The organism is Desulfovibrio sp. SGI.133, from assembly GCF_050313955.1.
GTDB lineage: Bacteria > Desulfobacterota > Desulfovibrionia > Desulfovibrionales > Desulfovibrionaceae > Desulfovibrio.
Genome location: NZ_JBNPMK010000002.1, coordinates 340,487 through 353,026, shown reverse-complemented (window position 1 = coordinate 353,026; position 12,540 = coordinate 340,487). Strand labels below are relative to the sequence as shown.

The window sequence follows — 12,540 nt, the reverse complement described above, 5'->3', positions numbered from 1 at the left end:
CCCACCCTTTCGCCGCCTTCAAGTACAGCACAAGGAGTTATCATGGCCCGGCAGATCTTGCGTATCCGTGACCTGGGACAGTCCACCTTCTGGCAACTGATGCAGATGGAGGGCCAGCCCGCCCCCCTGACCGGCAAGACGGCCCTGCTGCTGGCCGCTGACGGCGCCGACACGCAGGACGTGCTGGCCGCCACGGCCGCGGCCCGTCAGCTGGGCATGGACGTGGACTTGCTGCCGCCCGCGCTCTGGGCGCAGGACATGGCCTCCTGTGACCTTCAGGCCCCGCTCTACGCCCATGCCGGGCTCTGCCTGACCGCCGGGCTCAAGGGCGGTGCCCTGGATTGCCTGGCCGCCGGTCTGCCGGGAGCGGTGGTCAATGCGGGCAACGACAAGGGCGCGCCGGGCCAGGCCCTGGCCGACCTTGCCCTGCTGGCCGCCCGGCACGGGGACTGGGAGAGCCTGCGCATCTCCTGGCTGGGCGGTGCCCAGTGCGGCCTGGCCTGCGATCTGATCACGGCCGCCATCTACGCGCCCTTCGAACTGTTCATGGCCTTGCCCGAATGGGGCGAGCCCGACCACTCCCTGCTGGACATGGCCCTGCGCGCGGGCGCCAAGATCTTCTTGAGCCGCGACCCCGAACTGGTGCTGGAGAACGCCCACGCCGTGTACATGGGGCACGGTCCGGAACAATGCGCCGCCGCGCCCCTGACCAGCGGCTGGCCCCTGACGGACGAGCTGCTGGCCCTGGCCGCCGAGGATGCCGCCGTGCTCTCCTGGCACGGCCTTGCGCCTGCCGACCGGGCTTCGGATACCGCCTTGCGTCGTGCCGCGGCCTTCTGGCCGGAACGGCTGGCGGCCCGCCGCCTCATGGAGGCCCGCCTGTACGCCCTGGCCTGTGACAGCCTGTAGGAGCCCTCATGGACAGCATCTGCATGCCCACCGGTTGTGAGGACATCTTCGCGGAAGAGGACAGCGGCCCGGCCTGGCCCCAGTGGCTGGAAGCCTTCCGGGTACCTGACGAACCGCGCGCCGCAGCGTACGAGGACACGCCCGCGCATCTGCGTGCCGCCATCAAGACCGCGCTGGCCCTGCATCAGGCCCACGCCGGGGAGATGGACAGCCGGACCTGCCGGGACGAGCGTTTCCCCCGCCGGGGCTTCCGCCGGACGGCTACGGACGGCCCGGCGCCCTTTGCCCTGGTGGCCTTTCCGGCCTCGCTGCGTTCGCCCGCCCGTCTGGCGGCGGCCCTCATGCCCGCCATCCTGGCCGGTGTTCCGCTGACAGGGGCCTTCTGTCTTGGCGGTGAGCCCACGCCCGAAGTGCTGGTGACCCTGGAGCTGGCCGGTGTGGAAGATGCCTTTGCCCTTCCGGCTGCCGAGTTCACGCGCCTGACGGGCGAACTGCCCCAGTGCCGCGTGGTCCTGCTGCACGGTCTGGACGAGGACACCCTGCCGAAACGCGACGACCTGCCGGGACGCATCTGGCGCGAAGACGCCCTGCCCCTGTTCCTGCTGCCGCAGGACGCTGCCGTGGATGCAGAGCTGCTGGCCTTTGCCCACGGCCCGGACTGTACGGCACAGGCCCTGCATGGCGAAGCCGCCCGGGCCGTACTGGACGGCGAACCTTTGCCCGGTCCCTGCCTGCCCGCCGCCGTACTGGAGGAAGACGAAGCCGCCCGCCTGGCCATGGAGGACGAAGAGGGGACGGTGGAGCTGCTGCTCACGCCCGGCTGCGAGGCCTTCTGGCTGCACCCGGGCCTGACGCCGGACTTTTTCCGCTGCCGTCGCCGGGCCTTCAGCCTGCTGTAAACCACCCGGTCAGGACAGACGATGACCGCGGCGCCACCGCCGCCAGCCCCGCCGCTTGCGCGCAACGGCGGGAAAGCGCATACTTTCGCCATCCTGCCGGGATCTCCCGGCCCATACGTTGACGAGACTGCCATGAAAAACATCCGCAATATCGGCATCATCGCCCACATCGACGCGGGCAAGACCACGCTCTCGGAGCGCATGCTCTACTACAGCCGCAAGATCCACCGCCTGGGGGAAGTCCATGACGGCACCGCCACCATGGACTACATGCCCGAGGAGCAGGAGCGCGGCATCACCATCATGTCGGCCTGCACCACCTGCCAGTGGAACGAGCACACCATCAACCTCATCGACACGCCCGGCCATGTGGACTTCACCATCGAGGTGGAGCGCTCCCTGCGCGTGCTGGACGGTGCGGTGGGCGTGTTCTGCGGCGTGGCCGGTGTGGAGCCGCAGTCCGAGACGGTCTGGCGGCAGTCGGAGAGCTTCGGCGTGCCCAAGATCGCCTTCATCAACAAGATGGACCGGATGGGCGCTGATTTCGCCAATGTACTGGAAGGCATGAAAAAACGTCTGGGCGCCAATCCCTTGCCCCTGACCATCCCCAACGGAGAGGGCGAGGCCTTCGACGGCGTGCTGGACCTGCTGGCCCGCGAGCATCTGGACTTCGACCAGGCCGACCAGGGCCGCACCGTGACCCGCCGCCCCTGGAACGATGCGGAAGCCGCTGTGGCCGAGCCCTGGCGGGAAAGCCTGCTGGAGCATCTGGCCGAGGCCGACGAGCCCTTCCTCGACCTGTATCTGGGCGGGGAATACAGCCTGGAGGACGTGCGCGCCGCCCTGCGCCGGGCCACCCTGAGCCGGGCCGTGACCCCGGTGCTCTGCGGCTCTGCCCTGCGCAACAGCGGCGTACAGCCCGTACTGGATGCCGTCTGCGACCTGCTGCCTTCGCCGCTGGACGTGCCCGCTCCCGTGGGCCGCGACAGCGAGGGCAACGAGGTGCCCGTGCCTCCCGATGCCGCCGCGCCCGCCGTGGTGCTGATCTTCAAGGTGCTCATGGAGAACGGCCGCAAGCTGGCTTTTGCCCGCGTCTACGCAGGCAGCCTGCACGAGGGCGACGCCCTGACCAACACCGCCGGCAAGACCGAGGACCGCATCAGCCGCATCTACCGCATGCATGCCGACCGCCGCGAGCAGCTGGAAAGCGCCTCCACCGGCGAGATCGTGACCCTCGTGGGCCTGCGCGGCGCGCACACCGGCGAGACCTATTGCCACAAGAGCCGCCTGCTGGCCCTGGAAGCCATCGACTCTTACGCGCCGGTCATCACCCTGGCCCTGGAGCCGCGCAATGCCGATGAAGGCAAGGTGCTGGACGAGGCCCTGGAGCGCTACGCCGCCGAAGACCCCACGCTGGAAGTGCGCATGGACGAGGAAACGGCCTGCCGCATGGTCTCCGGCATGGGCGAACTGCATCTGGACGTGCTGCTGGAACGCATGTCCCGCGAATACGGCATCTCGCCCCGGGCCGGACATCCGCAGGTCATCCTGCGCGAGACCGTGCGCAAGGAGGCCGACGGCCAGGGCGAATTCGACCGCGAGCTGGGCAAGGAGCACCACTTCGGCCATGTGGAGCTGCATGTGTGTCCCCTGCCGCGCGGCACGGGCAACCGTGTATTGGTGGGCGACTTTTTGCCCGCCGACGAGGCTGAAGCGCGCAAGCTGCTGCCCAAGCCTCTGCTGGACGCCGCCCTGGAAGGCGTGCGCGATGCCTTGCAGAGCGGTGCCCTGACCGGCTATCCCGTGGAGGACGTGGAAGTGACCCTGACCGCCGTGGAACGGCGCGAGGGCCAGACCACCGTGCCCGGCTGCCACATGGCCGCGGGCATGGCCCTGCGCGAGGCCCTGGCCGCGGCATCGCCCGTGGCGCTGGAACCGCTCATGAAAGTAGAGATCAGCGTGCCCGACGAATTCCTGGGCGCGGCCATCAGCCTGTTCGGCACGGCCGGCGGACGTGTGGAAGACCTGGAGGACCGCTCCGGGCTCAAGCATGTGCGCGGGCTGGCGCCCCTGCGCAAACTTTTTGGTTTTTCGACCTCCCTGCGCTCGGCCACCCAGGGCCGGGCCGGGCTCGTACTCACCTTTGACCGCTTCGACCTGCCCTGATGAACGAAAGCACCCAACCCAAGGCCAAAAAAAGTCTGGGCCAGCACTTCTTGCGGCATGAGAGCATCTGCAACCGCATCGCCTCCCTGCTGCTGCCCAAGGACACGGACAACGTCATCGAGATCGGCCCCGGCCCCGGCGCCCTGACCCGCGCCATCGAGGCCCAGCCCCATGCCCGGCTGGTGCTGCTGGAAAAGGACAGCCACTGGGCCGCCGAGCGCCAGCGCCTAGGCGCGGCGCGTACCCAGGCCGTGCTGACGGACGCCTTGCGCTTCGACTGGAGCCGCATCACGCCCGACAATCCGTGGAAGATCATCGGCAACCTGCCCTACAACGTGGCCTCGCCCATGATGTGGGACCTGTTCTCCCGCGCCACGGGCCTGGTGCGGGCGGCCTTCATGGTCCAGAAGGAAGTGGGCCAGCGCCTGGCCGCCGGGCCGGGCAACGGCCATTACGGAGCCCTGTCGGTCTGGGTGCAGAGCTTTGCCCGGCCGCGCATGGAGTTCATCGTGGGCCCCGGCGCCTTCAGCCCGCCGCCCAAGGTGGATTCCGCCGTGCTCTCCTTCGAACCCCTGCCCCTGGACCAGCGCCCGGAACGCCCGGATCTGCTGGCCCTGGTCATCAAGGTCTGCTTCCAGCAGCGCCGCAAGCAGCTGGGCAGCATCGCCCGCCGCTGCCCTCTGGCGCCCTGGCTTTCCGCGGCCATCGAGCAGGCCGGCATCACGCCCACCCTGCGGCCGGAACAGCTCACTGTGGCGGACTTTCAGCATATCAGCCGTTTCGGGGCTTCCTTGCTTGACAACCCCTTGAAAAACTGATTGCCTGACAGGTAGTTTTACAAAAACAACACGCCAGAGGGGATCCGCCCCGCGGCGGACATGGCGTATCACTGACGAGATGAGGAGGATATCCCAATGACCAAGGCTGACCTGGTTGAAAAGATTGCCGCCAAGGCCAATCTGACCAAAGCCGCTGCTGAACGCGCGCTCAATGCCTTCCTGGCTTCTGTGGAAGAATCCCTGGCCAAGGACGACAAGCTGACCCTGACCGGTTTCGGCACCTTCGTGGTGGAGACCCGCAAGGAACGCCAGGGCCGCAACCCCCGTACCGGCGAGACCCTGACCATCCCCGCCTGCAAGATGGTGAAATTCCGTCCCGGCAAGATGCTCAAGGACGCCCTCGACTAGCCGCCCCCCCATTTTCCGGAAAAGATAAAACAGGCCCCGCCTGTTTTATCTTTTCTCCGCCGCCTCCTCATGGTCCCCAGGACCGCAAAGCCCCGTCCCCGGCCACGCCGGGAAAAGGATCACCCCAATGGACAAGAAATTCTGTTTCGATGCCCTGGCTGAAGAAGGCTTCCAGCCTGAGATCGACGAAGACGGCGACATCTCCTTCCTCGCGGGCGAGATTTCCCTTTCCCTCATCCTCGACGAGGAAGACAAGGACTTCTTCTCTCTGGTCTGCGCCTTCGAAGTGGACGACATGGATCAGCTGGAGCTCTTCTACAGCGCCGCTTCCGAAGCCTCCCGCGAATACCGGATCGCCAAGGCCTACATCGGCGAGATCGAAGACGAGTGCTTCGAGATCCGCTTCTGTGTGGAAGGCCTGGCCACGCCGGAACTCTTCCGCAGCAACCTGCGCCGCTATGTGGAGCTGCTGCTGGACATGCAGGAAAGCGTCTTTGACGCCTGCGAAGAAGACGACTCCGACGCCGAGTAGCCTTTCCGTCCTTTCAGCACCTTCCGGCAGGGGCCCGCACCCGCTGCCCTCTCCTTTATGTGTCCTGTAAAAAAATGCTTGCCTTTTTTGGGCATCAGGACTACAAGACTGTCCTTGACCTTGTAAACAAGGTCGGATGACGCCCGCGTCATTGCCCGGCCTGGCCGGAGCTCTCGCAGGAGGGGGTGATATTCGTGCCCGGAGTGTTTCTGAACGAAGACGATTACAACTTCGATATCGCGCTGCGCCGCTTCAAGAAGCAGGTGGAAAAGGCCGGTGTGCTGTCCGAAATGAAAAAGCGCCAGCACTACGAAAAGCCCAGCGTGATGCGCAAGAAGAAGAAGGCTGCTGCCCGTAAGCGCCTGATGAAGAAAATCAGAAAGATGAACATGGCCTAGTTCTCAGGCCTTGCACGTCACCTTTGAACTGCGGAAGGCCCTCGTGGTCTTCCGCAGTTCCTCTTTTCACCCCCTACCCATCCCAACGCCATGAGCCTGTTTGAAACTATCGAAAAAGATTACGTCCAGGCCTACAAGGCCAAGGACGCCGTGCGTCTGACCGTCCTGCGCCTGCTCAAGACCGCCGTCAAGAACCGCCTGGTGGACCTGTGCCGTCCCGGCGGCACCCTGGACGACGCCGAGATGCTCGATCTCATCATCAAGGAAGGCAAGCAGCGTCAGGACTCCATCGAGCAGTACACCTCCGCCGGTCGTCAGGATCTGGCCGACAAGGAAGCCGCCGAGCTGGCCGTCATCCAGAGCTACCTGCCCAAGCCCCTGAGCGAAGAAGAGCTGACCGCACTCATCGATGCCACCATCGCCGAAGTGGGCGCCACCTCGCCCCGCGAGATGGGCAAGGTCATCTCCGCCATCATGGCCACCCACAAGGGCCGTGTGGACGGCAAGGCCCTTTCCGCCGCCGTCAAGGCCCGCCTGACCGCCTAAGAGCCTCCATGATCCACAGCCGCACTCTCCACGCGCTCGAATTCCCGCAGATCACAGAGCACCTCGCCGGCCTGTGCCTTTCCCCGGCCGGCCGCGAGCGTGCTCTCGAGCTGCGTCCGCTGGAAGACGCCGCCGCCGTCACCCACGCGGCGCGCCTGTATGACGAATCCGCCGTCTGGGCCGCCCGTCCCATGGGCGAGGGCGGCTTTGCCCTGGGGTCCTTCCCCGATGTGGGCGCCTTCCTGCGGGTGGCCGAAAAGCCCGGCCTGCAGCCCGATACCGATGCCTTCTGGGCCCTGCGCGAGATGCTGCGGCTGGCCAAGGCCGCCCATGCCTCCATCGCCCTGCCCGAAGCCGAGGACCAGTGGCCGCACCTGCTGGCCCTGGCCCAGGAAACGCCGCTGCCCGTGCAGCTCACGGCGGCCCTGCTGCGCTGCATCTCCGATGACGGCCTGATCCGCGACGAGAGCTCGCCCGAACTCTTCCAGGTGCGCAGCGAACTGCGCCGCCTGCACCAGAATTGCATGCGCCGGGTCAAGGACTATGCCATGCAGTACAATATGCTGGCCTGGCTGCAGGACGAGTTCATGACCCTGTCCTCGGACCGCTATGTGCTGCCCCTCAAGGCCAACTTCAAGGGCCGCATGCAGGGCATCATCCATGACTGGTCCCAGACCGGCGAGACCTGCTATTTCGAGCCCATGTTCCTGGTGGAGATCAACAACCGCCTCCAGGAGCTGAAGCGCGAGGAGCGCGAGGAAGAGCACAAGGTGCTGGCCTATCTGCGCAGCCTGCTGCTGGCCGAACTGCCCGGGGCGCGTGCCGCCCTGGAACTGCTGGCCCAGCTGGACGTTTTGCAGGCCAAGCGCCGCCTGGCCGCCGAATACGACGGCCGCTGCGTGCCGCTCTCGCCCGTGGAGGAAGGCGTCTGCCTGCTGGAGACCCGCCATCCCCTGCTGGCCCTGGTCAGCCTGCGCCAGCGCAAGGACGAACGCGGCAAGAGCGGCGGCCTGCAGCAGGTGCGCCCGCTGGACATCGTGCTGCGTCCCGGCGAACGAGCCCTCATCATCACCGGCGGCAACGCCGGCGGCAAGACCGTCTGCCTCAAGACCCTGGGCCTGTGCGTGGCCATGACCCTGAGCGGCCTGCCCGTGCCTGCGGCCGCCGGTTCGCATCTGCCCTGGTTCGGTCGCGTGGATGCCTTCATCGGCGACGAACAGAGCCTGGAAGACAACGTTTCCACCTTCACGGCCCAGATCCAGCATCTGGCCAAGGCCTGGAAGCATTTGGACAGCACCGGCCTTGTGCTGCTGGACGAATTCGGCGCCGGTACCGACCCCGCCCAGGGCGCGGCCCTGGCACAGGGCGTGCTGGACGGCCTGCTGGACAAGCAGACCTTCGTGCTGGCCGCCACCCACTTCCCGGCCCTCAAGACCTACGCCCTGTCGCGCGAAGGCGCGCGGGCCGCTTCGGTGCTCTTCGACCCGCAGAGCAAGAAGCCCCTTTTCAAACTGGCCTACGACCAGGTGGGCGCCAGCCAGGCCCTGGACGTGGCCCGCGAGCATGGCCTGCCGGAAAGCATCCTGCGCCGTGCGGAGCATTACCTCCTGCAGGACGGGCAGGACACCAGCGCTCTGCTGGGCCGCCTCAATGCCCTGGCCGCCGAGCGCGAACAGGAGATCGCCCGTCTGCGCCAGGAGCAGGAAAAGGCCCGCCGCGACACCCAGATCATGCGCGAGAAGACCGAGAAGGAACGCCTGCGCCTGCATGACGAAGTGCGCGCCAAGGCCGGCGAGCTCATGCGCGCCTGGAAGGAAGGCCGCGCCACGCACAAGCAGGCCCTGAAGGAGATGTCGCGCCTGCGTGCCGATCTGGCCGCGCCCGTGGTGCAGGAAGAGACCTCGGTGCTGCCGCAGATCGAACATTTCGCGCCCGGCCAGCAGGTCTTCCATACCGTGTTCAACAAGCGCGGCGTGGTGACCGACGTGGACGAGCGCCGCAAGCGCGTGCGCGTGGACCTCAACGGCGTGAGCCTGTGGGCCGCCATGAAGGACGTGCGCCAGAGCGGCCAGTCCGCCCAGGCTGCGGCCCCCCGTGCGCCGCAGCGCGTCTCCCCGGTCAAGGCCGCCATCGCCAACGACGATGCGCCCGCCCTGCGCCTCGACCTGCGCGGCATGCGTGCCGACCAGGCCCAGGCCGAAGTGGAACGCTTCCTGGACAAGGCCCTGCTTTCCGGCTTCAGTGAAGTGGAGATCGTGCACGGCCGCGGCACCGGCGCCCTGCGTCGCCAGATCCATGATTTTCTGCGCTCCTTCCCGGCCGTGGCCCGTTTTGCCACCGCTCCGGAGGATCGCGGCGGCGATGGCATGACCATCGTCAACCTGCGCTAGCACAGCCGGGCAGTCCGGCGGGGGCCTCATGCAGTCCAGAGATGCCATCCGCGCCATCAAGGAGCGGCTCAACATCACGGATATCGTGCGCCGTTACGTGGATCTCAAGCGTAACGGGCCGCGCTGGGTGGCGCCCTGCCCCTTCCATCAGGAGACCAAGCCCAGTTTCTCGGTCAACGAGGAACAGGGCCTGTTCTACTGTTTCGGCTGCCAGGCATCCGGGGACATCTTCGATTTCTACGGCCGGATCAACGGCCTGGATTTCCGCGAGACCCTGGAGCAGCTGGCCGCCGAGGCCGGCATCACCCTGGAGCGCGGGCCCGTTGACAAAAAACGGCAGGAAGAGGACCGGCAGCGGCGTTCTTCCCGCCAGACCATGCTGCGCATGTACGAGCTGGCGGCGGCCCACTTTGCCGCGGCCCTCAAAAGCCCGGAAGCCGAGGAGTGCCGGGCCTACATACAGCGGCGCGGCCTGAGCCCGGAGATCGTGGAACGTTTCGGTCTGGGCTGGGCGCGGCGTGACTGGCATTCGCTGGATCTGGCCCTGCAGCGCGCGGGCTATGACATGCGCCTGGCCGCCGAGGCCGGACTGGTGGGACGTTCGGACCGGGGCTCGGTCTATGACCGCTTTCGGGGCCGTCTCATCTTTCCCATCAAGAACCTTTCCAACCAGGTCATCGCCTTTGGCGGGCGTATCATCGCGGACGAGGACGAAGCCAAGTACATCAACAGCTCCGATACGCCCATCTACAAGAAAGGAGAACATCTTTACGGTCTTGCCCAGGCCAGAAAAGGCATTACTGTAAAGGGACGGGCCCTTTTGACCGAGGGCTACATGGACGTGCTGACCCTGCACCAGTTCGGCTACGACAATGCCGTGGGCGTGCTGGGCACCGCCCTGACCCCGGACCAGATCAAGCGTCTTTCGGGCTTCACCTCGCAGCTCACCCTGTTGTTCGACGGGGACCGCGCCGGCCGCAAGGCCGCCCTGCGTTCCTGCGAGATGCTGCTCACCCGCGGTCTGGCCTGCACCGTTGTCCTGATGCCCGAGGGCGAGGACATCGACAGCCTGCTGCGCACGCAGGGCGTGGAGGCCTTCGAGGCCCTGCAGGCCCAGGCGCCGGACGGGCTGCGTTTTTGTCTGGACGTGCTGCGCGCCCTGGCCCCGCGCGAGACCGTGGAATGGGCCAAGAATTTTTTGCGCCATGTGGAAGTGCCGGAACTGGTCAGCCCCTATGTGTCACGGCTGGCCACCCATTTGCAGCTTTCCGAGGCGGAATTGCGTCAGGGACTGGCCGACAGCAGACGTCCCGGCCCTGACGGACAGAACACGCGCCCCAGCCGGGCGCGACAGAACATGCGTGACCGCCAGATCATGATGTATGCGGTCCGCTACCCCGACCGACTGGACGATCTGCGGGACCTGGGTGCTGACCTGGCCCTGCAGTCGGATATCGCCCGTCAGTTGTGGGACAAGATCGAAGAATGGGGCTCTGACGAGGCCCCCTACCATCTGGACCAGCGCGAAAAGAATTTCTGGTCCTTCTGCCGGGGCGCCGAAGCGGCCCCCCGTGATGACGGCGACAGGGAACTGGCAGCCCTGCGCCATGATCTTGATGCCTATTATGCGGCAACCCAGCGCCAGTCCGTGACGGCCGCCCTGCGGCAGAACACCGGCACCGGCGACTTTGCCGCTGATTTGGAATATCTTCGCGCACTGCAGGAAACCTTGGAGCAGGGACATGAGCAATCTTAAAGATATCCAGCAAATTCAAAGCCTCATCGCCAAGGGCAAGGGCATGGGCTACCTGACCTTCGACGAGGTCAACAAAGCCCTTCCCGTGGAGATGAACACCCCCGAGCAGTTCGAGGAGATCATCGGCATCTTTGAGCAGCTGGAGATCGCCATCGTCGATTCCGAAAAGGACGGCAAAAAAATCTCCGCCACGCCCACCGAAACCGACGACGACGCCATGGACGGCTCCCTGGAGCTGGCCGAAGACGAAGAATCCGCCGACTATTCCTCGCGCAGCACCGACCCGGTGCGCATGTACCTGCGCGAGATGGGCGCCGTGCCCCTGCTGGATCGCGACGGTGAAGTGGTCATCGCCAAAAAGATCGAGATGGGCGAACAGGACGTGCTCTACGCCCTGGTGGAAGTGCCCGTGGCCGTGGAAGAGCTCATCAACGTGGGCGAGGACCTGCGCCAAAACCGCATCAAGCTCAAGGACGTGGTCAAGACCATCGAAGAAGACGATCCCAGCGAAGACGAGCTCAACCAGCGCTCCCGCGTCATCCTGTTGCTGGACGAGATCAAGCAGATCTTCAAGAAAAAGCGCAAGATCTACAAGAAGCTGGACGACTGCAACACCCTTGACCGCAAGGTGACCGCCATCCAGAAGGAGATCATCAGCTACAAGGAAGAGATCGTCACCCGCCTGCGCGACATCAAGCTGGAAAAGACCCTCATCGACCGCATCATCGAGACGGTCGAGGACTACGTGCGCCAGATGCACAACTGCCAGCGCGACCTTTCGGCCTACATCCTGTCCACCGGCCGTACCCAGGCCGAGATCCAGGAAATGTTCACCGGCCTCGAGCAGCGCACCATCAATCCTAATGATGCCGCCCGCGATCTCAAGCTCAGCGTGGACGAGCTCTTCTCCTTCAAGGAAATGATCATCGGCAAGATCGAGATCCTGAGCCGCCTGCAGGAAAAGTGCTGCCACAACGTCAACGACCTGGAAGAAGTGCTGTGGCGCATCAAGCGCGGCAACACCGCCGCCATGCGCGCCAAGCAGGAGCTTATCCGCTCCAACCTGCGTCTGGTGGTCTCCATCGCCAAAAAGTACACCAACCGCGGTCTCCAGTTCCTGGACCTCATCCAGGAAGGCAACATCGGCCTCATGAAGGCCGTGGACAAGTTCGAGTACCAGCGCGGCTACAAGTTCTCCACCTACGCCACCTGGTGGATCCGTCAGGCCATCACCCGCGCCATCGCGGACCAGGCCCGCACCATCCGCATCCCGGTGCACATGATCGAGACCATCAACAAGCTCATCCGCACCTCGCGTTACCTGGTGCAGGAGCTGGGCCGCGATCCCACGCCCGAAGAGATCGCCGAGCGCATGGAATACCCGGTGGAAAAGGTCAAGAAGGTGCTCAAGATCGCCAAGGAACCCATCTCGCTGGAAACGCCCATCGGCGACGAGGAAGACTCCAGCCTGGGCGATTTCATCGAGGACAAGAAGGCCGTGGCCCCCGCCGAGGAAGTCATCAATACCAAGCTGTCCGAACAACTGGCGGCCGTGCTGGCCGATCTGACGCCCCGCGAGGAACAGGTGCTGCGCAAGCGTTTCGGCATCGCCGAAAAGAGCGACCATACCCTGGAAGAAGTGGGCAAGCTCTTCAACGTCACCCGTGAACGCATCCGCCAGATCGAAGCCAAGGCCCTGCGCAAGCTGCGTCATCCCGTGCGCAGCCAGCCCCTGCGTTCCTACTACGAAAATTAGT

At 65.6% G+C, this 12,540-nt stretch carries 11 protein-coding genes; all 11 read left to right on the top strand.

The features are described from left to right. Positions 1-42: 42 nt before the first annotated feature. Positions 43-909, top strand: coding sequence for a hypothetical protein (locus ACQRBR_RS04340; RefSeq protein WP_427812385.1), 867 nt, complete (start codon positions 43-45; stop codon positions 907-909). An 8-nt stretch (positions 910-917) separates the two neighbouring features. Then, complete coding sequence (locus ACQRBR_RS04335; protein WP_427812384.1) at positions 918-1,808, top strand: hypothetical protein; 891 nt, start codon at positions 918-920, stop codon at positions 1,806-1,808. Positions 1,809-1,940: 132 nt separating this feature from the next. Next, positions 1,941-3,974 (top strand): elongation factor G, encoded by a 2,034-nt coding sequence (fusA, locus tag ACQRBR_RS04330; RefSeq protein WP_427812383.1) that lies wholly within the window; start codon positions 1,941-1,943, stop codon positions 3,972-3,974. Continuing rightward, on the top strand, positions 3,974-4,792 hold the full coding sequence (gene rsmA, locus ACQRBR_RS04325) for a 16S rRNA (adenine(1518)-N(6)/adenine(1519)-N(6))-dimethyltransferase RsmA (protein WP_297137598.1): 819 nt from the start codon (positions 3,974-3,976) through the stop codon (positions 4,790-4,792). The genes fusA and rsmA overlap by 1 nt, the downstream gene beginning before the upstream one ends. Positions 4,793-4,888: 96 nt before the next feature. Continuing rightward, positions 4,889-5,161: an HU family DNA-binding protein gene (locus ACQRBR_RS04320; RefSeq protein ID WP_168934613.1), complete on the top strand. Its 273-nt coding sequence runs from the start codon at positions 4,889-4,891 to the stop codon at positions 5,159-5,161. A 127-nt stretch (positions 5,162-5,288) separates the two neighbouring features. Then, positions 5,289-5,693, top strand: a complete 405-nt coding sequence (locus ACQRBR_RS04315; RefSeq protein ID WP_204625595.1) for a YbjN domain-containing protein — start codon at positions 5,289-5,291, stop codon at positions 5,691-5,693. A gap of 194 nt (positions 5,694-5,887) precedes the next feature. After that, on the top strand, positions 5,888-6,091 hold the full coding sequence (gene rpsU / locus ACQRBR_RS04310; protein ID WP_040368982.1) for a 30S ribosomal protein S21: 204 nt from the start codon (positions 5,888-5,890) through the stop codon (positions 6,089-6,091). Positions 6,092-6,181: 90 nt separating this feature from the next. Next, positions 6,182-6,637 (top strand): GatB/YqeY domain-containing protein, encoded by a 456-nt coding sequence (locus ACQRBR_RS04305; protein ID WP_297137599.1) that lies wholly within the window; start codon positions 6,182-6,184, stop codon positions 6,635-6,637. An 8-nt stretch (positions 6,638-6,645) separates the two neighbouring features. Beyond that, positions 6,646-9,027 carry an endonuclease MutS2 gene (locus ACQRBR_RS04300; RefSeq protein ID WP_303880801.1) on the top strand — a complete coding sequence of 794 codons (2,382 nt, stop codon included), beginning with the start codon at positions 6,646-6,648 and terminating at the stop codon, positions 9,025-9,027. A 28-nt stretch (positions 9,028-9,055) separates the two neighbouring features. Next, entirely contained in the window at positions 9,056-10,783 is a 1,728-nt protein-coding gene (gene dnaG, locus ACQRBR_RS04295; RefSeq protein ID WP_278882293.1) for a DNA primase, read from the top strand. Continuing rightward, complete coding sequence (gene rpoD / locus ACQRBR_RS04290) at positions 10,770-12,539, top strand: RNA polymerase sigma factor RpoD (RefSeq protein WP_006003927.1); 1,770 nt, start codon at positions 10,770-10,772, stop codon at positions 12,537-12,539. The genes dnaG and rpoD overlap by 14 nt, the downstream gene beginning before the upstream one ends. Position 12,540: the final 1 nt, after the last annotated feature.